Annotated in this window: 20 protein-coding genes; 6 read left to right on the forward strand and 14 right to left on the reverse strand. The window is 72.2% G+C overall.

Going from position 1 to position 20,731, the window contains the following annotated elements; translation table 11 throughout:
* Positions 1–47: 47 nt before the first annotated feature.
* The gene (gene nucS / locus ACFC02_RS10060) at positions 48–719 is read right to left on the reverse strand and encodes an endonuclease NucS (protein WP_360969278.1); all 672 of its coding nucleotides are present in this window, start codon (positions 717–719) and stop codon (positions 48–50) included.
* A gap of 299 nt (positions 720–1,018) precedes the next feature.
* Here nucS and ACFC02_RS10065 point away from each other — a divergent pair, with 299 nt between their 5' ends.
* A complete protein-coding gene (locus ACFC02_RS10065) occupies positions 1,019–1,411 on the forward strand; it encodes an SCO5389 family protein (RefSeq protein ID WP_360969275.1) in 393 nt (130 codons plus the stop codon).
* A 151-nt stretch (positions 1,412–1,562) separates the two neighbouring features.
* On the opposite strand, the gene ACFC02_RS10070 is transcribed toward ACFC02_RS10065, so the two are convergent.
* On the reverse strand, positions 1,563–2,591 hold the full coding sequence (locus tag ACFC02_RS10070) for an LLM class flavin-dependent oxidoreductase (RefSeq protein WP_376354824.1): 1,029 nt from the start codon (positions 2,589–2,591) through the stop codon (positions 1,563–1,565).
* A gap of 232 nt (positions 2,592–2,823) precedes the next feature.
* Here ACFC02_RS10070 and ACFC02_RS10075 point away from each other — a divergent pair, with 232 nt between their 5' ends.
* Positions 2,824–3,156 carry an ATP/GTP-binding protein gene (locus ACFC02_RS10075; RefSeq protein WP_376354827.1) on the forward strand — a complete coding sequence of 111 codons (333 nt, stop codon included), beginning with the start codon at positions 2,824–2,826 and terminating at the stop codon, positions 3,154–3,156.
* A 35-nt stretch (positions 3,157–3,191) separates the two neighbouring features.
* Here the strand turns inward: ACFC02_RS10075 and ACFC02_RS10080 are convergent, their stop codons facing one another.
* The 7 genes from ACFC02_RS10080 to mce form a co-directional block, all read right to left on the reverse strand.
* The gene (locus ACFC02_RS10080) at positions 3,192–4,067 is read right to left on the reverse strand and encodes an ABC transporter permease (protein ID WP_376354830.1); all 876 of its coding nucleotides are present in this window, start codon (positions 4,065–4,067) and stop codon (positions 3,192–3,194) included.
* Positions 4,064–5,179, reverse strand: a complete 1,116-nt coding sequence (locus ACFC02_RS10085) for an ABC transporter ATP-binding protein (protein ID WP_376354833.1) — start codon at positions 5,177–5,179, stop codon at positions 4,064–4,066. Before ACFC02_RS10085 ends, ACFC02_RS10080 begins: the two co-directional genes overlap by 4 nt.
* Before the next feature lie 156 nt (positions 5,180–5,335).
* The gene (locus tag ACFC02_RS10090) at positions 5,336–6,106 is read right to left on the reverse strand and encodes an ABC transporter permease (RefSeq protein WP_376354835.1); all 771 of its coding nucleotides are present in this window, start codon (positions 6,104–6,106) and stop codon (positions 5,336–5,338) included.
* Positions 6,107–6,109: 3 nt separating this feature from the next.
* On the reverse strand, positions 6,110–7,114 hold the full coding sequence (locus ACFC02_RS10095; RefSeq protein ID WP_376354838.1) for an ABC transporter ATP-binding protein: 1,005 nt from the start codon (positions 7,112–7,114) through the stop codon (positions 6,110–6,112).
* 131 nt (positions 7,115–7,245) lie between these two features.
* Positions 7,246–8,181 carry a cellulose-binding protein gene (locus tag ACFC02_RS10100; protein ID WP_376354841.1) on the reverse strand — a complete coding sequence of 312 codons (936 nt, stop codon included), beginning with the start codon at positions 8,179–8,181 and terminating at the stop codon, positions 7,246–7,248.
* A 206-nt stretch (positions 8,182–8,387) separates the two neighbouring features.
* Positions 8,388–12,368: a polarized growth protein Scy gene (scy, locus tag ACFC02_RS10105; RefSeq protein WP_376354844.1), complete on the reverse strand. Its 3,981-nt coding sequence runs from the start codon at positions 12,366–12,368 to the stop codon at positions 8,388–8,390.
* A gap of 235 nt (positions 12,369–12,603) precedes the next feature.
* Complete coding sequence (gene mce / locus ACFC02_RS10110) at positions 12,604–13,044, reverse strand: methylmalonyl-CoA epimerase (RefSeq protein WP_376354847.1); 441 nt, start codon at positions 13,042–13,044, stop codon at positions 12,604–12,606.
* Between the two features lie 150 nt (positions 13,045–13,194).
* Between mce and ACFC02_RS10115 the strand changes: the two genes are divergently transcribed.
* Both ACFC02_RS10115 and meaB read left to right on the forward strand, forming a co-directional pair.
* Positions 13,195–14,403 (forward strand): acetyl-CoA C-acetyltransferase, encoded by a 1,209-nt coding sequence (locus ACFC02_RS10115; RefSeq protein WP_376354850.1) that lies wholly within the window; start codon positions 13,195–13,197, stop codon positions 14,401–14,403.
* Positions 14,404–14,516: 113 nt separating this feature from the next.
* Complete coding sequence (gene meaB / locus ACFC02_RS10120) at positions 14,517–15,473, forward strand: methylmalonyl Co-A mutase-associated GTPase MeaB (RefSeq protein WP_376354974.1); 957 nt, start codon at positions 14,517–14,519, stop codon at positions 15,471–15,473.
* 204 nt (positions 15,474–15,677) lie between these two features.
* Here the strand turns inward: meaB and ACFC02_RS10125 are convergent, their stop codons facing one another.
* The 4 genes from ACFC02_RS10125 to ACFC02_RS10140 all read right to left on the reverse strand — a co-directional run bounded on the left by ACFC02_RS10125 (position 15,678) and on the right by ACFC02_RS10140 (position 18,330).
* Entirely contained in the window at positions 15,678–16,154 is a 477-nt protein-coding gene (locus ACFC02_RS10125; RefSeq protein WP_376354853.1) for a MarR family winged helix-turn-helix transcriptional regulator, read from the reverse strand.
* A 94-nt stretch (positions 16,155–16,248) separates the two neighbouring features.
* Complete coding sequence (locus ACFC02_RS10130) at positions 16,249–17,049, reverse strand: AIM24 family protein (protein ID WP_376354856.1); 801 nt, start codon at positions 17,047–17,049, stop codon at positions 16,249–16,251.
* Positions 17,046–17,696, reverse strand: a complete 651-nt coding sequence (locus ACFC02_RS10135) for an AIM24 family protein (protein WP_376354859.1) — start codon at positions 17,694–17,696, stop codon at positions 17,046–17,048. The genes ACFC02_RS10130 and ACFC02_RS10135 overlap by 4 nt, the downstream gene beginning before the upstream one ends.
* A 1-nt stretch (position 17,697) precedes the next feature.
* Positions 17,698–18,330 (reverse strand): AIM24 family protein, encoded by a 633-nt coding sequence (locus ACFC02_RS10140; RefSeq protein ID WP_376354976.1) that lies wholly within the window; start codon positions 18,328–18,330, stop codon positions 17,698–17,700.
* Positions 18,331–18,511: 181 nt separating this feature from the next.
* Between ACFC02_RS10140 and ACFC02_RS10145 the strand changes: the two genes are divergently transcribed.
* Positions 18,512–18,856: a DUF3817 domain-containing protein gene (locus ACFC02_RS10145; RefSeq protein WP_360969235.1), complete on the forward strand. Its 345-nt coding sequence runs from the start codon at positions 18,512–18,514 to the stop codon at positions 18,854–18,856.
* Positions 18,853–19,149, forward strand: coding sequence for an MTH1187 family thiamine-binding protein (locus ACFC02_RS10150; RefSeq protein ID WP_360969232.1), 297 nt, complete (start codon positions 18,853–18,855; stop codon positions 19,147–19,149). Before ACFC02_RS10145 ends, ACFC02_RS10150 begins: the two co-directional genes overlap by 4 nt.
* Positions 19,150–19,699: 550 nt before the next feature.
* On the opposite strand, the gene ACFC02_RS10155 is transcribed toward ACFC02_RS10150, so the two are convergent.
* On the reverse strand, positions 19,700–20,683 hold the full coding sequence (locus ACFC02_RS10155) for a DUF5937 family protein (protein ID WP_376354863.1): 984 nt from the start codon (positions 20,681–20,683) through the stop codon (positions 19,700–19,702).
* Positions 20,684–20,731 lie beyond the last annotated feature (48 nt).

Genomic DNA, 20,731 nt, shown 5'->3' on the forward strand with positions numbered 1-20,731 from the left:
GACCGGCTCGGCCGGTCCGGGCCCCCGTGCGCGAAGGGGCGCCGGTCTCAGAACAGCCGCAGCTTGTCGTCCTCGATGCCGCGCAGCGCGTCGTAGTCGAGCACCTGGCAGCCGATGCCGCGGTCGGTCGCGAGGACCCGGGCCTGCGGTTTGATCTCCTGCGCTGCGAAGACGCCGCGCACCGGAGCGAGGTGCGGGTCGCGGTTCAACAGCTCCAGGTAGCGGGTGAGTTGCTCCACCCCGTCGATCTCGCCGCGCCGCTTGATCTCGACGGCGACCGTCTGCCCGGCGCCGTCCCGGCACAGGATGTCCACCGGGCCGATGGCCGTCATGTACTCGCGCCGGATGAGCGTGTAGCCCTCACCGAGGGTGTCGATGCGGTCGGCGAGGAGTTCCTGGAGGTGTGCTTCCACGCCGTCCTTGATCAGCCCCGGGTCCACGCCGAGTTCGTGCGAGGAGTCGTGGAGGATCTCCTCCATCGTGATGATGAGCTTCTCGCCCGCCTTGTTGACGACCGTCCAGACGCCTTCCTCGTCGCCCGCGCCCTCCTTCAGCGTGCACGGCGGCGACATCCAGTTCAGGGGCTTGTAGGCGCGGTCGTCCGCGTGGATCGAGACGCTGCCGTCGGCCTTGACCAGGATCAGACGGGGAGCCGACGGGAGGTGGGCGGTGAGCCGGCCGGCATAGTCGACGGAGCACCGGGCGATGACGAGACGCATGGTCGGCAACGCTACTCGACGCACCGTGCCGTACGCGATTCGCCCGTCCTGCTCCGCTCGCGCCCGAGGGAGGCTCCGCCGGGCGCCGTCCCATTTTTCCCTGGATCACCCGTGTTCACTTGTGGCCGATTGTGTGCCCAACTCGACCGGCCGGTCCTCGCATTCGCCTGGTAAGCCCTCGTTTCGTTGCCTACCGTAGGAACGGGAGGTCGCGAGGTGTGTACTCACCGTGTTCGGTATCGCGAACTCCCTCATCTGTCCGGCAACCCCTGCTGGTCGGGGGTGCGAGAGGAGAACCCATGTCGCTCGACGTCTCACCGGCCCTACTCGAACAGGCCGAGCGAGGCGAGGTCGACGAAGCAGCTTTCGTCGACTGCGTCCGGACCTCCCTGCCCTATGCGTGGGAGATGATCAGCTCCCTGGTGGCCCAGCTGAAGGTGGACGGCGGAGAATTCGCCGACAACCAGACGCCCCCGCCGGACGAGCAGGCGCGCGGTCAGCTGCTGCGCGCGCTCGCGAGTGATGCCATACGCGGCGCGCTGCAGCGGCACTTCGGTGTGCGGCTGGCTTTCCAGAACTGCCACCGGGTCGCGGTGTTCCCGCTGGACGCCTCGGCCGACGAGCGGCTGTCCCGCTTCACGTCGGTGCGCAGTCAGCTGCTCAACCAGTCGCCGGAGCTCCGGGACTGCTGAGGGGGGCAGGTTCTTCCGTCTGGATCGGGCCGGATCGCCACACCGCGAACCGGCGTGATCCAGGCGCGAGGACCTGGTCGTCGGTTTGCCGCCCCGCCCGCGGGAGGTGCATGGAGGGCCGGGGCGGCAGGCCCGCCCGTGACGGCACGGGTCAGGCCAGGTGGGGGAGTACCTCGGCGCCGAGCCGTCGTACGGTCTCCTCCGTCGCCGCCAGGTCGCCGGAGCCTTCGACGAGCAGGGCGAAGCGGGAGATGCCGGTGCGCTCGAAGGTCGCGGCGAGCCGGTCCGCGCACAGCCTCGGCGTCCCCACGGGGTGCAGTGCGCACAGCAGCTCCGTGTAGGCCAGCGGATCGCGCATCCGGCGGCTGCGGCCGTCCACCGTGACATGGGCGTCCAGGCCCTGTTTCAGCCAGCCCGGCATCGCCTTCAGCAGGGTCTCCTCCGCGTCCGCGCGCCGGTCGGCGATCTGGCAGACCCCGGCCGAGACATGGGCCGCGTCCCGGATCGCCTCGGCCGGGTGCCCGGCGGCCCGTGCGCTGCGCCGCCACAGGGCGATCATCTCCGCCTTCTCCTCGTCGCCGACGTGCATCCCGAGCAGCATCGGCAACCCGCGCTCGGCGGCCAGCCGGACGCTCGCCGGTGAGGTGCAGGCGACGACGACCTCGGGTCCCGGGGCATCGGTCAGCGCCTCTGAGGGGCGGGGCACGACGGCGACCTCGCGGAAGCCGAACCGGTCGCCGGAGGCCGACACCGACGGCTCGCGCAGCCAGCGCACCAGCAGATCGAGTGATTCGGGGAACCCCGTCTCGTACGCCGCGAGGCCCGTCCCGAAGACCTCCAGGTCGACCCACGGACCGCCACGGCCCACGCCCAGCGAGAACCGGCCGCCGCTCGTCACGTGCAGCAGGGCGGCCTGTTCGCCCAGGGCGACCGGATGGGCGGTGGGCAGCACGCTCACCGCCGTCCCCACCCGCAGCCGGCGGGTGCGGCCGAGCAGCAGCGCGGCCAGGGTGATGGCCGACGGGCACGTCCCGTACGGTACGAAGTGGTGCTCGGCGAGCCAGACCGCGTCCAGGCCGGCCTCCTCGGTGACCTCGGCCGTCCGGACCGCGCGGTGCAGCGCCTCCCCTTGGCCCTGCCCGGGGAACTGGGCCGCCAACACGAAACTTCCTACGCGCATCGCTCTTCCTGCTTCCTCGGCTCCGACGCGGAGCTCCCCCACCGGGCATAACCGCACGACACGTGCCGAGGTCACGGCCTGGCGGAGGGATTTCCGGATTGTCTGCGGAATTGACCGTTCCGTAGAGCGACTTGTGCGGTTCGGCAGGCGATCCGGTTCCTTGCGCGTCCGCCCGGCGGCGCCGCGTACGCTGGACGGACCCCGTCCTTCCACAGAACCGGTGAGGTGTCCCGTGTCCCCGCGTCGCAACCGCCCCAAGGGTCCTGGCTCGTCCGGCCGGAGCGCCGAGGACGACGCGGCGAGTCGCTACGGGGGCTGGCAGTCCACCGAGAGCTGGCAGGGCGAGGAGTGGAACGTGCGCCATGTCGCGGGTGCCAGCGCGGCGGGCAAGACGTACCGCTGCCCCGGCTGCGACCAGATGATCGGCTCGGGCGTCCCGCACGTGGTGGCCTGGCCCGAGTACGCCGGGGTGGACGACCGCCGGCACTGGCACAAGTCCTGCTGGAACGCGAAGGACCGCCGCACCACGCGAGTGCAGCGGTCCCGTAACGCGCCGAAGTTCTGAAAGCGGGGCCTCCACGGCCCCCAGGGTCCGCGGACCTACACGTCCCGCTCCCGCAGCAGCGCCCACGCGCCGGCGCCGAAGGCGGCCGTCACACCCAGCATGATCCACAGCGGGTCCCAGCCCGACGGGCCGGAATCGCTCAGCGAGCTGGAGTAGAAGACGCCCAGCTGGTTCGGGATGGAGTACTCGAACAGGGCGGTGCGCACCGGCTCCAGCGACCGCGTGAACATGAACAGCGCGATGACCAGCGGCGCGAGCACCACGCCGATCATGATGGTGATGGCGCCCGCCGAGTGCCGCAGCACCGAGCCGATGAGCAGCGAGATCAGCCCCAGCAGCGCCAGGTAGAGGCTGACGCCGACCGTCGCCTTGAACCACTCGCCGCCGGACGGCCGGCGCGCGCCCCTGCCGTCGAGCATCGCCGACTGCGCGACGGCGACCACCGCGGTGCACGCCAGGGTGATGACGAAGGAGAGCAGGAAGAACACCAGCGCCTTGGCAGCCAGCACCCGCCCCCGGGTGGGGCACGCGGTCATCGTGGTGCGGATCATGCCGGTGCCGTACTCGGAGGCCGTGGTCAGCACGCCCAGCGTGATGATGCAGATGCTGCCCAGGAGCACGCCGAAGAAGCCCAGCGTCAGCGCGTTCTCGTTACCGGACAGGTCGCTGGAGGAGTGGGCGACCACCCCGCCGGTCAGCAGCCCGATCCCGATCACGAGGACGACGAACACACCCAGGGTCCACAGTGTGGAGCGCACCGACTTGATCTTCGTCCACTCGGAGGCGAGGGCGTGCCCCAGGTGCGTGCGGACGACGGGGATCGGCGAGGTGTAACCGGGGTGCGAAGAAGCGGCCCCCGCCTCCCAGGCGGGCGGTGCGGCCGGCGGCATCGGAGTCTGCGGCGTGCTCATCGGGCGTCCTCGGACTTGGTGAGGTCACTTGCGGGGGAGGCCGGGGCGGCCTGCGCGTACGGGTTGGGCGTGCCCGCGCCGGGCTGCGCCTGCGGCGGTGGCGGGGCGTACCAGCCGGGCTGGCCCTGGCCCGGCACCGGCACCGGCGGCTGGGTACCGGGCGGCAGCGGCTGCATCAGACCGGCCTTCTCGTCGGTCGTCGAGCGGTAGTCGACCACCGCCTGCGTCATCCGCATGTACGCCTCCTCCAGCGAGGCCTGGTGCGGCGACAGCTCCCACAGCCGTACGCCCGCCTCGTGCGCGAGGTCGCTGATGCGGGGCAGCGGCAGGCCGGTCACGCGCAGCGCGCCGTCCTGCTCGGGCAGCACCTGCCCGCCCGCCTCGGTCAGCGCGGAGGACAGCTTCTCCCGCTGCTGCGGGTCGGTGCCGGGGGTGCGGACCCGGGCGAAGTCGGCGGAGTTGGCGGAGATGAAGTCCGTCACACTCATGTCGGCGAGCAGTTGGCCGCGCCCGATGACGATCAGATGGTCCGCGGTCAGCGCCATCTCGCTCATCAGGTGACTGGAGACGAACACGGTCCGTCCCTCGGCGGCCAGCGCCTTCATCAGGTTCCGCACCCAGAGGATGCCCTCGGGGTCGAGGCCGTTGACCGGCTCGTCGAACAGCAGCACCTGCGGGTCGCCCAGCAGCGCCGCCGCGATGCCGAGCCGCTGCCCCATGCCGAGCGAGAAGCCCTTCGAACGCCGGCGGGCCACCTCCTGAAGGCCGACCACGCCCAGCACCTCGTCGACGCGGCGGGCCGGGATGCCCGACAGCTGGGCCAGGGACAGCAGGTGGTTGCGGGCGCTCCGGCCACCGTGCACCGCCTTGGCGTCCAGCAGGGCGCCCACCTGGCGCGGGGCGTTGGGCAGTCTGCGGTACGGATAGCCGCCGATCGTCACCGTGCCCGCGGTGGGGTTGTCCAGGCCGAGGATCATCCGCATGGTCGTCGACTTGCCCGAGCCGTTCGGCCCGAGGAAGCCGGTCACGGCACCGGGCCGCACCTGGAAGGAGAGGTTGTTCACGGCGGTCTTGGCGCCGTAGCGCTTGGTCAGGCCGACTGCCTCGATCATGCTCCGGTCCCATCGGAAGGTAGCCGTCCCGAGGTTCAGGACAGCGGGGCGCACGCCCCCGTAAGGCTTAGGAGGATATCCGGGCGCTGACGGTTCCGGCCAAAAGAAAGTAAAGGCGAGTGGGGCTGGTACGGCGTGATCTGCGGGGATACGCCCTCAGGCATCCCGCTTGCGCAGGAGCGCGTAGCCCACCGCGAGCGCCGCGAGCACCCACAGCGCCATGATGCCGAGACCGCCCCAGGGACCGTAGGGGGTGTCGTCGCCGACCCGGGGGATCACCCGCAGGATGCGGCTGCCCGCCTGGTCGGGAAGGTACTGGCCGATCTTCTTCGTCGCCGAGACATTCCCGAGGATGTTGGAGATCAGGAAGAAGAACGGCATCAGGATGCCCAGGGACAGCATCGGCGAGCGCAGCATCACGGCGACGGCCATCGAGAACACCGCGATCAGGGTCATGTACAGCCCGCCGCCGATCACCGCGCCCAGCACACCCGGCGCCTCCAGCGAGGTCCGCAGCGAGCCGAGCATCGCCTGCCCGAGGAAGAACGCGGCGAAGCTGGTGGCCATGCCGACGAGCAGGGCCAGGAGGGCCGCGACGGCCACCTTGCTCGCCAGGAAGGCCCCGCGCCGGGGGACCGCGGCCAGCGACGTGCGGATCAGGCCCGTGCTGTACTCGTTGGACACCACCAGGACCCCGAAGACGATCATCGCCAGCTGACCGAGGGTCATGCCCGCGAAACTGACGAAGGTGGGGTCGAAGGAGAGCCGCTCGCGCGCGGGCATGTTCCCGAACTCGCTCCTGGTCAGGCCCGAGATCAGCATGCCGAGGGCGATGGTGACCACCGCCGCCAGGGACAGGGTCCACACGGTCGACGCCACCGACCGGATCTTGGTCCATTCGGACCGGATGACCTGGGTCGCCGCCATGCCTCAGCCCTCCACCGTCGTCCGCGCCGCGCTCTCCTCGAACCCCGCCGGAGCCGCCGCCGTCCTGCTGTTCCAGTCCACGCCCCAGGGCCGCCCGGCCGGCTCCGCGTGCGCGTGGTACTCCACCGAGGAGGCGGTCAGCCGCATGAACGCCTCCTCCAGGGAGGACTGCCGGGTACTCAGCTCGTGCAGCACCACCTGGCTGCGCGCGGCCAGCTCCCCGATCTCCTCGGAGCTTTTGCCGTCCACCTCCAGCGCCCCGTCCCCGGCCCGGACGACCTGGATCCCGGCCCCGTGCAGCGCCTCCAGCAGCCGCTCGCGGTCGGGGGTGCGCACCCGGACGCAGGAGCGCGCGTTGCGTGCGATGAAGTCGGCCATCGAGGTGTCCGCGAGCAGCCGCCCCTGCCCGATGACCACGAGATGGTCGGCGGTCAGCGCCATCTCGCTCATCAGATGGGAGGAGACGAAGACCGTCCGGCCCTGTGCGGCCAGCGACTGCATCAGGCTGCGGATCCAGTGGATGCCCTCCGGGTCGAGCCCGTTGACCGGCTCGTCGAACATCAGGATCCGCGGATCGCCGAGGAGCGCCCCCGCGATGCCGAGGCGCTGGCTCATGCCGAGCGAGAACCCCTTCGCCTTCTTCCGCGCGACCGCCGTCAGACCCACCGTCTCCAGCACCTCGTGCACCCGGCGGGTGGGGATCCCGTTGCTCTGCGCCAGGCACAGCAGGTGGTTGTACGCGCTGCGCCCACCGTGCACGGCTTTGGCGTCCAGCAGCGCACCGATGTACGTCAGCGGGTCCCGCAGCTCGTGGTAATGCCGGCCGTCGATGCGCACGTCCCCGCCGGTGGGGTGGTCCAGGCCCAGGACCATCCGCATGGTCGTGGACTTCCCGGCACCGTTGGGCCCCAGGAACCCGGTGACGGTGCCCGGCCGCACCGTGAACGTGAGGTCGTCGACCGCGACCTTCTCGCCGTAGCGCTTGGTCAGGCCCGCCAGCTCGATCATGCGGCCACGCTAAGGGTGCGCCGAGCCCCCCGCCACCGGAAGGCGGCGGGGGGCTCGGCGATCATCGGTCCGTGACGCGTGTGCTCCGACCGGGCCCACTTCCCCGTACTTGCTTACCGGCCCGTACTTGCTTACCGGGTCTGCTGCGCGGGAACCCCCCGGGAGACCGGCTCGTCCTCGGCCGGGGTGCCCGCGGCGGCCACCGCGGCACCGGTCAGGGTCGCCAGCATCTCGCGGACGTTCGTCAGCTGGGCGTTGATCGAGTCGCGGCGGTTGGTCAGCGCCGCCAGCTCGCGCTCGGACTCCGAACGGATGCGGTCCGCCTTGGCGTTGGCGTCGGCCACGATGTCCTCGGCCTGACGCTGCGCCGTCTCCACGGTCTGGCGGGCGCGGCGCTCGGCGTCCGTGCGCAGCTTCTCCGCCTCCAGGCGCAGCTGCTCGGCGCGGTGCTCGATCTCCGCGAGCCGCTTCTCCGCCTTCTGCTGGCGCAGCGTCAGGTCACGCTCGGACTGCTCGCGGCGCTTGGCCAGGTTCGTCTCGAAGTCGGCGGCGGCCTGCGCGGCCTTGGCGCGGGTCTCCTCGAAGAGGGCGTCCGCCTCCTCCCGCTTGGACTGCGCGTCCTTCTGCGCCTCACTGCGCAGCTGGGAGGCGTCGCTCTTGGCCTTCTCGACGATCCGGATGCCCTCGTCCTCGGCCCTGGCCTTGCGCTCCGCGGCGAAGGACTCGGCGTCGTTGCGGACCTGCTGGGCCGACGCCTCGGCCAGCTCACGGTGCTGCTCGGCCGCGCGCGCGGCCTCCTCACGCAGATCCTTGGCCTCCTCCTCCGCGAGGCGGAGGATCTTCTCGACCCGGGCGCCGAGACCCGCGTACGACGGTTCGGCGTCGGTGATCTGGGCCTGGGCGCTCTGCGTCTCGAGGTGGAGCTCCTCGATGCGCTTCTCCAGCATCTTGGTCTGGGAGCGGGCGTCGGCGAGGTCTGAGTCGAGCCTGGCGATGTAATCGTCCACCTGAGCGCGGTCGTACCCACGCCGCACATGCTCGAAGCCGTAGGGGGAAGTGTCGCTCATGGGGTTCCTGTCGAATGAGACCGGTGAGGTGATAGGTCGAATCCTAGGGGCCGAAGCGGTGTGTCATCGAGCGGATACGTGTTTGATCTGGAGAATGACACCTCTTTTGAGTGGCTGACCGCCCGAGCGCTTGCCAAGTACCCCGGCGGAGCCTTCGGAAGCTCCCCCGTGAGGCCCCGAATTCACCCAGAAGGCTAACCTTCTGACTACCCCTCTGACGACTTCCCGCCCGAACGCGGCGCACCCACCGTCGCGCCCGCCCTGACTCCGGTGTCCTTCCCGGACGACGGTGCCTCGAAGGACTCCAGCGCCTCCAGCACGTCCTGGACCCGCGAGATCTCGGCGTTGATGTCCTCGCGCCGGCGCACCAGGATCTCCAGCTCGCGCTTGCCCTCCTCGACCGTGCGCCGCGCCTCCTGGACCGCCTCCGCCTTCAGCTCCTCGGCCTCCTTGACGAGCTTCGCCTTCTTCTGCTCGGCCTCCTTCAGCAGCCCCTCGGCCTTCTTGACCGCGGCGATGCGCACCTTGCCCGCCTCGGAGTTGGCGTCCGAGACGATCTCCTTGGCCTTCGCCTGCGCCTTGCCCAACTGCTCCTCGGCGGCCTTGATCAGCGCGTCGCAGCGGTCGCCGGTCGACTTCATCGTCTCGGCGGCCTCGCGGCGGGCCCGCTCGTGCAGTTCCTCGATCTCCGAGGTGAGGCGCTCGCGCAGCTCCTCGGCGCGCTCACGGATCTGCGTGGCGTCCCGGCGGGCCCCGACGAGCAGCTCGTCCGCGTCCGTACGGGCCTTCTCCACCGCCGTGTTGCCCTGGACCGTCGCCTCGGCCAGGATCCGCTCGGCCTCCTGGCGGGCCGCGCCCACCATCGTGTCGGCCTGGGACTCCGCGTCCGCCTTGGTCTTGACCGCGCTCCCCTGCGCCTCGGTGAGCAGCTTGTCTGCCTCGGCGGTGGTCTCGGTGATGAGCTTGTCGACCTGCTCGGCCGCCTCCGAACGCCGCTTGTTGGCGTCCTGGCGCGCCTCGTCCAGGGTCCGCTCGGCCTCCTCGCGGGCCGCCGTCACCAGCCGCTCGGCCTCCGCCGCGGCCTCGGCCTTCACCCGGTCGGACTCGGTACGGATCCGCTCAGCACGGGACTGCGCCGAGCCGACCGTCTCGGCGGCCTCGGCCCGCAGCCGCTCCGCGTCCCCGGTGGCGTCCGAGATCAGCTTCTCCGCCGTGGCGACGGACTGCGCCCGCACCCGCTCGGCCTCGGCGAGCGCCTCGGTCCGCACCCGCTCGGCCTCGGCGGCCGTCTCCGTGCGCAGCAGGTCGGTCTCGGCGACCGCGTCGGCCCGCAGCCGGTCCGTCTCGGCGACCGTGTCCGCGCGCAGCCGGTCGGCCTCCGCGGCCGTCTCCGTCTGCAGCCGCTCCGCCTCCGAACGCGCCTCGGAGATCAGCGTGTCCGCCTGGGTCGCCGCGTCCGAACGGATCCGGTTCGCGTCGTCCCGGGCGTCCGCACGCGTGCGCGCGGCGGCCTGCTCGGCCTGCGCGATCGTGTCGGAGGCCTCGGTGCGCACCCGCTGCGCGTGCTCGGCGACGTCCGTACGGATCCGCTCGGCCTCCGCGATCGCCTCGGACACCGTGCGCTCGGCGAGCGCCTTGGCGGCCTCGGTCTCCTCGCCCGCCTCGCGCCGCAGCCTTGCCGCGTCCTCGCTCGCCCGCTCCCGCTCGGCGTAGGCGTCGGCGCGGACCCGGTCCGCCTCCTCTTCCGCCTCCCGCTTCGTACGGTCCGCGGAGTGCTCGGCGGCCGAACGCAGCCCGGCGATCTCCTCCTGCGCCTGCTCGTGCAGCCCGGCCACGGAGTCCCGTACCTGCTGCGCGTGCTGCTCGGCGGCCGAGACCATCTCGGTGGCGCGCCGGTCGGCCTCCTCGACCAGCCGGACGGCCTCGGCCTGCGCCTCCTCCACCCGCCTGCGCGCCGAAGCCAGCAGCTCCTCGCTCTGCTCGCGCGCCCGCTCCCGCTCCTGGCCCGCCTCCTGGCGCGCGGAACCGAGCAGTTCCTCGGCCTCGCGGCGGCGCCGGGCGGCCTCCTCGCGGGCGGCGTCCAGCGTCTCGGACGCCTCCGCGCCCAGCCGCTCGGCGGCGGCCTGCGCCTCGGCGCGGACCCGGTCGGCGGTCTCCTGGGCCTCCGTCTTGAGCCGCTCCGCCTCGGCCGCGGCCTCCGAACGCAGCCGGACGGCGACCGCCTCGCCCTCCGCGCGGGACGCCGACGCGTCCGCGGCGGCCTCGTCGCGCAGCCGCTCGGCCTCCGCCTCCGCCTGCTGCTGGAGCGTGCGGATCCGCTCGGCCGCCTCGCTCCGCAGCCGGTCGGCCTCCTCGGTGGCCTCGCGGCGGATCCGTTCGGCCTGCTCACGGGCGTCGGTGAGGGCCTGCTCGGCGGCGGCCAGGCGCTCCTCGGCCTCCGCGTGCAGCCGGGTCAGCTCCTCGGTGGCCTCGCTCTGCCGGGCCGCCAGCGCCCGCTCGGTCTCCTCGCGCAGCTCCGTCGCGGCCCGCTCGGCGTCCGCCCGTACCGACTCGGCGTGCTCGTCGGCCTCCGCGCGGTGCCGCTCGGCCTCGCCGCGGGCGCGCTCCAGGGTCTCCTCGGCCTGCCGGCGCAGCGCGGTGGCGCGCTCGATGGCCTCCGTGCGGACCTTCTCGCTGTCGGCCGTCGCGCTCCCGCGCAGCTCGTCCGCGTCCGCCTTGGCCTTGGCCAGCAGCTCCTCGGCGGACTTCGCCGCCTCCTCGATCTGCGCCACGGCCTCGCGCCGGGCCTCCGCGCGGATCTTCTCGCCCTCGGCGACCGCGTCGGAGCGCAGCTGCTCGGCCTCGCCGCGCAGCCGGCGCGCCTCCTCCTGCAGCTCGACCGTCTTGGCGCGGTACTCCTTGGTGTCGTCCTTCGCGGCGCCCTTGAGCTGCTCGGCGATGTCGTGCGCCTCGGCGCGCAGCCGGTCCGCCTCGGCCTCCGCCTCCGAACGGATCCGCTCGGCCTCCTCGGACGCGGCCTTCGTGGTCTTCTTGGCGTCCTCGGACGCCTTGTTCAGCACGTCCTCGGCGGTCTTCGCCGCCTTGGACAGCTGGGTGGCCGTCTCCTCCGCGGTGACGCTGCGGGCCTTCTCCGAGGCCTCGGCGACGATCTTCTCCGCCTCGGCGCGCGCGTCCGCGACCAGCTGCTCGGCCTCGGACTTCGTGCTCTCGGCCTCCTTGGTGGCCTCCTCGACCAGCCGGGCGACCTGCTCCTTGGCCGTGCGGGTGCGCTGCTCGTTGGCCGACTCGGCGCTCGCCAGCGCCTTCGCGGCGCTCTCCTTGGCCTCGGTGACCAGCTTCTCGGCCTCGCTCTGCGCCTTGCGCAGCGCCTCCTCGGCCTCGGTCATCCGCTGCTCGGCGGCCCGGCTCAGCTCGGCGCTCTGCCGACGGGCGGCGTCCGACTCGCTGGCCGTGGAGCTGCGCAGCCGCTCGGCGTGGTCGGTCGCCTCCTGGGCCTGGGTGGAGGCCGCGGTGAGCAGGCGTTCGGCGTCGGTGCGGGCGCGGCGCAGGATCTGCTCGGCCTCGGCGCGCGCCGACTCGGCCTCGCCGCGCAGCCGCTGCCGGGCCTCGGCGGTCAGCCGCTCGGCCTCGGCGCGCGCGGCGGCCATGGCCTGCTCGGCCTCGGTGCGGGACTCGTCGAGGAGGCGGCGGGCCTGCTGCTCGGTACGGGCACGCAGCTGCTCGGCCCAGGCGACGTTCTCGTTGACGTGCGACTCGACGGTCTGCCGGCGCTCGGCCAGCTCCTGGTCGAGCTGCTGGCGCCGGGACACCGCCTCCTGGTGCAGCTCTGCCTGGAGCTGGGCGGCCTGTTCGGCGTGCTCCTGGAGGATGCGCTGGGTCTGCGCCCGGGCCTGGCTCAGCTCGCGCTCGGCGTCGGCGCGGATCTGCTCGGCCTGCACCTGTGCCTGGCGCAGCAACTGCTCGGCCTGGTAACCGATGTCCGCGCTGTCGTAGGCGGGCCGGGTCATGATGGTGCGGCGCGCCTCGTGCAGCTTGGCGCGCAGCACCTCGACCTGGTAGCCGAGGTCCTCGGCGTGCTGGATCGCCTTTTCCCGCTCGGTCTTCAGCCGCTCCATCTCGGCCTCGAACCGAGAGAGGTGGTCGACGTCAGCCGCCGGCTCTCGCTCCTGGCGTTCGTAGCCCCGCACTGCGCGGTCCCATCCGTCCCCTGGTCGCAAGCCTGTCCAAACGAGCTCCGTCCATCCGCCGAACGGGGCCCCCGGGGGAATGGTGTCAGATCAACGGCGGAGCATGGGCTGCTGCCCCGTCGCTCGTCCCCCGAAACCCGGACCCCGGCGGTCCTGCCATCCTCGACGGCACGACCGGACCGCCCCGTTGCCGGGGACGATCGCCCCCAACCCTACCGGCCCTTATGTACGTCGGTCAGTGCTCGGCCGACTCAACGGGCGCCGAAGTGACCAGTTCTGTGAGGACGCCATGGCAGTCCTTGGGGTGCAGGAAGGTGATCCGTGACCCCATGGAGCCGCGTCGCGGCTCCTCGTACAGGACGCGTACGCCCTTGTCCCGGATGTCCGCTGCCTCCGCGTCGACGTCCGCGGTGCCGAAGGCGATGTGGTGGACGCCCTCCCCGTTCTTCGCGAGCCACTTCCCGACGGCGGAGTCCTCGCGGGTCGGTTCCAGGAGCTGGAGGTAGGAGGCGCCGCCGTCGGACGTCTCGTTGATCTTGAGCATGGCCTCGCGCACGCCCTGCTCCTCGTTGACCTCGGTGTGGAACACCTCGAAGCCGTAGGTGGCCCGGTAGAACTCGACGGTCGCGTCGAGGTCGTGGCAGGCGATCCCGATGTGGTCGATTCGCGTCAGCATGGTCTCAGTGCAGCGCGAGCGGGGTGGTTACGCAACGTGCGCGCGATCACACCGACGGCCCGATGACGGGGCCGACCGCCGCTCAGTACATTCGAAGTAAACCCTCGTTCACTCCTCGGCCGCGCAGGCCGGTAAGGGGAATCGCAGCTCATGTCTTCTGGAATTTCCGGTACGACCGGCTCGGTGATCGTCGCCGGCGCGCGTACGCCCATGGGCCGGCTGCTCGGCTCGCTCAAGTCGTTCTCCGGCGCGGATCTGGGCGGTTTCGCGATCAAGGCGGCCCTGGACCGTGCGGGCATCGGGGGCGACCAGGTGCAGTACGTGATCATGGGCCAGGTGCTGCAGGCCGGCGCGGGGCAGATCCCGGCCCGGCAGGCCGCCGTGAAGGCGGGCATCCCGATGAGCGTCCCGGCGCTCACGATCAACAAGGTGTGCCTCTCGGGCCTCGACGCGATCGCGCTGGCCGACCAGCTCATCCGCGCGGGTGAGTTCGACATCGTCGTGGCCGGTGGCCAGGAGTCCATGACCAACGCCCCCCACCTGCTGCCGAAGTCCCGCGAGGGGTTCAAGTACGGCGCGGTGGAGATGCTCGACGCGATGGCGTACGACGGTCTGACCGACGCCTTCGAGAACATCGCCATGGGCGAGTCGACGGAGAAGCACAACACCCGCCTGGGCATCGGCCGCGCCGCGCAGGACGAGATCGCCGCCCTGTCCCACCAGCGCGCCGCCGCCGCCCAGAAGAACGGCGTCTTCGAGGCCGAGATCACCCCGGTGGAGATCCCGCAGCGCAAGGGCGACCCGGTGCTGTTCAGCAAGGACGAGGGCATCCGCGGCGACACCACGGCCGAGTCGCTGGCCAAGCTGCGGCCCGCCTTCACCAGGGACGGCACGATCACCGCCGGTTCCTCCTCGCAGATCTCCGACGGCGCCGCCGCGGTGGTCGTGATGAGCCGGGCCAAGGCCGAGGAACTGGGCCTGGACTGGATCGCCGAGATCGGTGCCCACGGCAATGTGGCGGGTCCGGACAACTCCCTGCAGTCCCAGCCGTCCAACGCGATCCTGCACGCCCTGAAGAAGGAGGGCCTGGAGGTCTCCGATCTCGACCTCGTCGAGATCAACGAGGCCTTCGCCGCCGTCGCCGTGCAGTCAATGAAGGACCTCGGCGTATCCACGGAAAGGGTGAACGTGAACGGCGGCGCGATCGCCCTGGGTCACCCGATCGGGATGTCCGGCGCCCGTCTCGTGCTGCACCTGGCGCTGGAACTGAAGCGGCGGGGCGGCGGCGTCGGCGCGGCGGCACTGTGCGGCGGCGGCGGCCAGGGCGACGCGCTGATCGTCCGGGTCCCCAGGGCCTAAAGGCGCCCGGTCCTGGAGTCCGGCCGGACCGGCCGGTGAGCGGGGTATCCCCCGACCGACCTCTCCCCGTACGTTCGAAAGCGTCGTACGCGGAACTCGTGAACGGAGCTGTGATGCAGGACGTCTCCTCTCTGGTGGCCCAGGCCAGGGACGGCCGGCCCCGGGCCGTGGCCCGGCTGATCTCCCTGGTGGAGGGGGCGTCCCCGCAGCTGCGGGAGGTCATGGCGGCCCTCGCCCCGCTGACCGGCAACGCCTACGTCGTCGGCCTCACCGGCTCGCCGGGGGTCGGCAAGTCGACCTCCACCTCCGCGCTGGTGACGGCGTACCGCAAGCAGGGCAGGCGGGTCGGCGTGCTCGCCGTCGACCCGTCCTCGCCCTTCTCCGGCGGCGCGCTGCTCGGCGACCGGGTCCGCATGTCGGAGCACGCCTCCGACCCCGGCGTCTATATCCGCTCCATGGCGACCCGTGGCCACCTCGGCGGCCTCGCGTGGGCCGCGCCGCAGGCGATCCGGGTGCTGGACGCGGCGGGCTGCGACGTGATCCTGGTGGAGACGGTCGGCGTAGGCCAGTCGGAGGTGGAGATCGCCTCCCAGGCCGACACCAGCGTCGTCCTCCTCGCCCCCGGCATGGGCGACGGCATCCAGGCGGCCAAGGCCGGAATCCTGGAGATCGGTGACGTCTACGTCGTCAACAAGGCCGACCGGGACGGCGCGGATGCCACCGCCCGCGAGCTGAACCACATGCTGGGCCTCGGTGAGGCCCGCGGCCCCGGCGACTGGCGCCCGCCCATCGTGAAGACGGTGGCGGCCCGCGCCGAGGGCATCGACGAGGTCGTCGAGGCCCTGGAGAAGCACCGCGCCTGGATGGAGGAGCGGGGTGTCCTCACCGAACGCCGCCGCGCCCGCGCGGCCCGCGAGGTGGAGACCATCGCCGTCACCGCCCTGCGCGAACGCATCGGCGACCTGCACGGCGACCGCCGTCTGAGCGCCCTGTCCGAACGCATCGTCGCGGGCGAACTGGACCCGTACCGAGCGGCCGACGAACTGGTGGCGGGCCTGACCGAGCGCTGACCCGCCTCTGGCCGGGGGTGAGCGCGCCGGGGGAGGGACCGCCCGGCGCGCTCGCGGCGGAGCGTCGGTTCCCGCCGGGAGGCGTCGATGACTGCCGGGACGGGCCGGGGCCTGCCAGGACGGGCCGGGGCCCGGGCGGGACCGCTGTCCTCGTCCGCCCCGGCGGGTCCACCCGCCCGGCCCCGGGCGGGTGGCGGTGCGCCGCTAGGGGAGGCCCCGTTGGCCCCGCAGGTGCTCCGCGATGGGCTTCAGGGACTTGTCCAGCTCCGTCAGCGCCTCCGGGTCCAGCAGGTCGATGAAGTGGCGCCGTACGGACGCCACGTGGTGCGGGGCGACCTTCCGCATCGTCTCCATGCCGTGCTCGGTGAGGACGGCGTACAGCCCGCGGCGGTCGGACTCGCAGTTCTCCCGGCGCACCAGGTCCGCGTTCTCCATACGGGTGATCTGGTGCGAGAGGCGGCTCTTGGACTGGAGGGTGGCGGACGCGAGGTCGCTCATCCGCATCCGTACGTCCTCCGACTCGGAGAGGTTCACCAGGATCTCGTAGTCGTTCATCGTCAGGCCGAACGGCTGCAGGTCCTTCTCGAGCTGGTACGTCAACAGCCTGTTGACCTCCAGGTGGGTGCGCCAGGCGCACTGCTCCGCTTCCGTCAGCCAGCGCGTGGCCGTCTCGGTCTCCATGAATGAAGTCTACCTAAGAAGTTGAAAGGCGAACTAGTGAGGGTGGCGTGACGGCGCGCACGCGTTCGAGCCGTCACACTCCGCAGACTACCGCTCACAGCCCGAAGCGACGCTGGAGGTCTCCCAGCTGTCCGGGAAGGCGCGGTGCGCCGGCCTGCTGTCCGTGCCCCCCGGAACCCGCCCCGCCGGGCACCCCGGGCTCGTCCGGAGGGGCTCCGACGGCCTGCTCGGCCATCAGGGCCTCCGTCGACTGGAGCAGCACCGTGCCGGCCCCCACGAACTCGAACTGGTGCTCCTCCCCGGAGGCCCCGCCGAGCCCCGTCATCGCACGTAGACCACCCAGGACCCCGGTCAGGTACCCGTGGTCGTAGTGATGGCACGGAGAGGGACAGTCGGCCCAGCCGACGAGCGCCTGGGGGTCCACGCGGATCGGGGGTTCCATGAAGACCACCGGCCCGTTCGACGCGGCCACGAACTTCCCGGTTCCGATCAGCGTCAGGAAGCCCGGCACGATCGACTGCTTCAGCGCGAGACTTGGCTGAAAAGCGAGCAAGTTGCCCGAGCGAATGGTCAGATTGCCGTCGTCCAGGTCGTAGGAGTTCACATCGAAGGCCCGGTCGGCGAGGAGCATCTTGCCCGAGCCCTCCGCCACCACCCAGTCCGCGGCGTGCAGAGGCGAATGGAACGACGTCCGCACCAGACGGTCCAGCCGCCCGTGCCCGAAGCCGTTGAACTCGATCGCCCCGTAGTAGGCGATCATCTTCCCCTTCTGCAGGAACCACTGGCTGCCCTTCAGCTCCACGCAGAAGGTGTAGTGGTTGACGTTGTCGTCGGCCGGCAGCGTCATCGGGTCGTACACCACGGGCCCGGCGCCGGGCGTTCCGTACGCGCTCACAGCTTCTCCTCCGACGCCTGGACGTAGACCATGCCGCTGCCGCTCAGCTCCAGCTGGAACGCCTCCCCCGACCCCCGCCCCACCATGTCCCGCCAGCCCAGCGCGGTCGACAGCTTGTTGCGGACGTCACCGTGATGGGCGACGTAGGCCTGCGGGTCGACGTGGACCGGGCGCTGCGGGGTGACGGGGATCTCCAGGACCCCGCCGTGCGCCATGACCGCCACCGCGCCGTGCCCCTTCAGGGTGGTCGTGAACAGTCCCTGGCCCGTCACCTGACCGCGCACCATGCCCATGACCCCGCCCTGCGAGCCCATGAACATCGTGCCCTGCTGGAGCGTGCCCTCGAAGGCGAGCAGCCGGTCCGCCTCCACGTACAGCGTGTCGCCGGACAGGCCGATCACCTGGATGTGGTGCCCGCCGTGCCCGAAGAAGACCGTGCCGCTGCCCTCCACGGTCATCAGGGGCGTCGCCTCGCCCGCGACGCGGCGCCCGATCATGGACATCAGGCCCCCCTGACCGCCCTGGATGTTCGGGGTGAAGGAGACGTCCCCCCGGTACGCCAGCATCGCGCCCCGCTGGCTGAACAGCCGCTGCCCCGGCACCAGCGTGGCCTCGACCATCTTCGAGTTGATCTCACGGAAGGTCATCTCACACGTCCCCCGCGATCGTGTTCCGCTCGCTCGGCTGCACGTACACCAGGCCGTCCCCCTCGAAGCGGATCTGGAAGGCATCCCCGCCGCCCTCGCCGAGGAAGGTGCGGAAGGTCACGCCGGACTGGAACGTCTGCCGCAGGTTCCCCTGGTGCGCGATGTACGCGCCGGGGTCGACGATCAGCGGGTACTGCGCGCTCACCCGCAGCACCACGGCGGGCCCGTCCGACATGATCGCCGCCTGCCCGCTGCCCTCGACGGTGGTCGTGAACAGCCCGTTGCCCTGGGAGGCGCCGCGCAGACCCGTGAAGGTCGTGCCCGTCCGCAGCCCCGCGTCCGTCGCGAGCAGGTTGCTCGACTCCACGTACAGCTTGTCCCCCTGGAGCCGGACGAGATTGATCTCGGACGCCCGGTCCGCGAACCAGCAGGTCCCCTGCCCCCGCACCTCCATCACGGTCATCTGCTCACCGGTGAGCCGCCGCGTCACCATCCCGCGCAGGCCCTCACCGCCACCTGTCAGCTTCTTGAAGGCCATCTGCCCGTCGTACGCGACCATCGAGCCGTTCTTCGCCTTCACGGCGTCCCCGGTCATGTCGACGGCGAGCACCTTGCTGCCTTGCAGTCGGAACATCGCCACGCACTGAAGGTAGCGGCGAAGGGGGAGGAGAAGACAGGACCCACGGGTGGACACCGCCCCTGAGCGCCCCCCTAGGGGCCGGGACCCGAGCCGGTTTGCCACAATGGACGAAACTTTGTGCCTGCGTTCACAAACCCGGCCGCAGCCCCCGTGCCTCTCCCACCGAAGGTGACCTGTGGACATCAAGACCGCCACCGCCCTCCGCCGCCTCCGCCTGGTCTCCGCCCCCGAGGCGGTCAGCTTCATCCTCCTGCTGGTCTGCTCGGTCCTGAAGCGGACCACCGACTTCAACGCGGTGCCCGCGATGGGCTCGATCCACGGCGTCCTCTTCGTCCTCTACGTGATCTTCTGGGCCGACGCCTGGAACCGCACCAAGTGGCCGCTGAAGACCGCCGCCCTCTACTTCGTCCTGTCGGTCCTGCCCACCGGCGGCTTCTTCGCCGAGCGCAAGCTGAAGCGCGAGGCCGAGGACGCGGTCATCGCCTCCCGCGCCCGCCGCGAAGGAGTGGTGAACGCGTGATCGTCGCCTTCTCCGTGACCCCGCTGGGCGTCGGGGAGGACGTGGGCGAGTACGTCGCCGACGCCGTCCGCGTGGTCCGCGAGTCCGGCCTGCCCAACCGCACCGACGCCATGTTCACCTCGATCGAGGGTGAGTGGGACGAGGTCATGGATGTGGTCGGGCGCGCCGTGGCCGCGGTGGAGGCCCGTGCCCCCCGCGTCTCCCTCGTTCTCAAGGCGGACATCCGCCCGGGCGTGACGAACGGCCTCACGGCCAAGGTGGAGACGGTCGAACGGCACCTGGCGGGGGAGTAGCCCGCCGGCGCTGTGCCCTCCGCCTGCGCCGTGGACTCCGTCGGCCGTTCACTCGCCGGAGGGCGTCAGCACCGGTGCGGCCGCCCCGGACGGCTTCAGGGCGGCTGCTCAGGCGCAGGCCGCCGCCCCGGAGGTCTTCCACTCCGCCGAGGGCGGCGGCATCGGTGCGCCCACCCGGCCGCACACGCCGCCGACGGTGCGTGCTCCCTCGTCCACTGCCCCCGGCCGCGCTCCCGCCTGCCGTCCGTGCGTTCGCCTGCCGGGTGCGCGCCCCCGCCTCGCCGACGGTCCGTCCTCCCTCGCCCGCCGCCCGGGCCCGCGCCTCACCGGCCGCCCCTGCCTCCTCGCCCGCCGCCCTCGACGGCATACCCCGTCGGCCGTCCGTGCCCCTCGCCCTCCGGACAGGCCCCCACGCGCCGCCGCCCGCCCACGTCCCTCGCCCCCCGGCTGCGCCCCCCACGCGCCGCCGCCCGCCCACGTCCCTCGCCCCCCGGCTGCGCCCCCCACGCGCCGCCGCCCGCCCGAGCCCCTCGCCCGCCGGACGCGCCCCTCACCCGCCGGACGCGGCCAGTGCCATCCCCAGCGGTGTCCGTTCGTACAGCACCCGGTGCCCGTACCGCCGCGCCGTGAGCAGCCCCGCGTCCCGCAGCACCGTCAGATGCGCGGACACCGACGAGGGGGCCAGAGCGAGCCGGTGCGCCAGGTCCGACGTCGTCGCGGGGTCCGTCAGCGCGGCGAGCACCGCGGCCCGCCCGCGCCCGAGCAGCCGTACCAGCGCCCGAGTCTCCGCCGCGTCCGGCTCGCTCCACAGCCCCGCCAGGCCCCGCGCCGGATAGACCAGCGTCGGCTGCCACGGCGGCTCGAAGCCGCTGATCACCTCCGGCCACGAGAACACGCTCGGCATCAGCACCAGCCCCTGCCCGCCCAGATCGCGCCCGTGCTCGCCGTGCCAGTCCACGGTCAGCGTCCGCCCCTCCCAGGCCAGCCGCCGGTCCAGCTCGGGCAGCAGCGCCTCGAGGCCGACCTCGGCCAGCCGCCGCGAGTGGAAGGCGATGTCGGCCTCCAGCAGCGCCCGCAGTCGCGGCCACTCCGGTTCCACCAGCACGCTCCACGCGGCCTCCATCAGGTCGGCGAGTTCCCGCACCGCCCGCGCCGGATCGGCGAGCAGCGCCCGCCCCTGGGGCGAGCGCAGCGCGCCCGGCGTGTCCGCCAGCGCCCGTGCCAGGTCCTCCCGGGCCGCCACCGGATCGGCCGCCCGCACCGCCGCGATCTCCTCCTCGAACGTCGCCGCCGGACCGAGCGGCGGCGGCCCCAGGAAGTCCGGGCTGTGCCCGCGCCGCGGCATGAGCAGCCACAGCGGCGCCAGATCCAGCCCGCGGGCGGTCTCCCCGATGCGCCGCAGCCAGTGCGGGTGGTACCCGTGCCGGTCCGGCCGCCCCAGCGTCCGCACCGCCTCCTGGGTCTCCCACAACGGCGACAGGGCGAACCGGCACCGCAGCAGGTCGTCGTCGCCGAAAAGCAGACGGAACGGCATGCGCACCCCACGGACGAGGAAGATTCGGCTGTCGCCGAAAGACTAGGG

It is taken from the genome of Streptomyces sp. NPDC056160 (assembly GCF_042268205.1).
GTDB lineage: Bacteria > Actinomycetota > Actinomycetes > Streptomycetales > Streptomycetaceae > Streptomyces.

Coding starts and splice junctions, on each gene's coding strand:
- nucS (WP_360969278.1), bottom strand. CDS start 719: ATGCGTCTCGTCATCGCCCGGTGCTCCGTCGACTATGCCGGCCGGCTC.
- ACFC02_RS10065 (WP_360969275.1), top strand. CDS start 1,019: ATGTCGCTCGACGTCTCACCGGCCCTACTCGAACAGGCCGAGCGAGGC.
- ACFC02_RS10070 (WP_376354824.1), bottom strand. CDS start 2,591: ATGCGCGTAGGAAGTTTCGTGTTGGCGGCCCAGTTCCCCGGGCAGGGC.
- ACFC02_RS10080 (WP_376354830.1), bottom strand. CDS start 4,067: ATGAGCACGCCGCAGACTCCGATGCCGCCGGCCGCACCGCCCGCCTGG.
- ACFC02_RS10085 (WP_376354833.1), bottom strand. CDS start 5,179: ATGATCGAGGCAGTCGGCCTGACCAAGCGCTACGGCGCCAAGACCGCC.
- ACFC02_RS10090 (WP_376354835.1), bottom strand. CDS start 6,106: ATGGCGGCGACCCAGGTCATCCGGTCCGAATGGACCAAGATCCGGTCG.
- ACFC02_RS10095 (WP_376354838.1), bottom strand. CDS start 7,114: ATGATCGAGCTGGCGGGCCTGACCAAGCGCTACGGCGAGAAGGTCGCG.
- ACFC02_RS10100 (WP_376354841.1), bottom strand. CDS start 8,181: ATGAGCGACACTTCCCCCTACGGCTTCGAGCATGTGCGGCGTGGGTAC.
- mce (WP_376354847.1), bottom strand. CDS start 13,044: ATGCTGACGCGAATCGACCACATCGGGATCGCCTGCCACGACCTCGAC.
- ACFC02_RS10115 (WP_376354850.1), top strand. CDS start 13,195: ATGTCTTCTGGAATTTCCGGTACGACCGGCTCGGTGATCGTCGCCGGC.
- meaB (WP_376354974.1), top strand. CDS start 14,517: ATGCAGGACGTCTCCTCTCTGGTGGCCCAGGCCAGGGACGGCCGGCCC.
- ACFC02_RS10125 (WP_376354853.1), bottom strand. CDS start 16,154: ATGGAGACCGAGACGGCCACGCGCTGGCTGACGGAAGCGGAGCAGTGC.
- ACFC02_RS10135 (WP_376354859.1), bottom strand. CDS start 17,696: ATGACCTTCCGTGAGATCAACTCGAAGATGGTCGAGGCCACGCTGGTG.
- ACFC02_RS10140 (WP_376354976.1), bottom strand. CDS start 18,330: ATGTTCCGACTGCAAGGCAGCAAGGTGCTCGCCGTCGACATGACCGGG.
- ACFC02_RS10155 (WP_376354863.1), bottom strand. CDS start 20,683: ATGCCGTTCCGTCTGCTTTTCGGCGACGACGACCTGCTGCGGTGCCGG.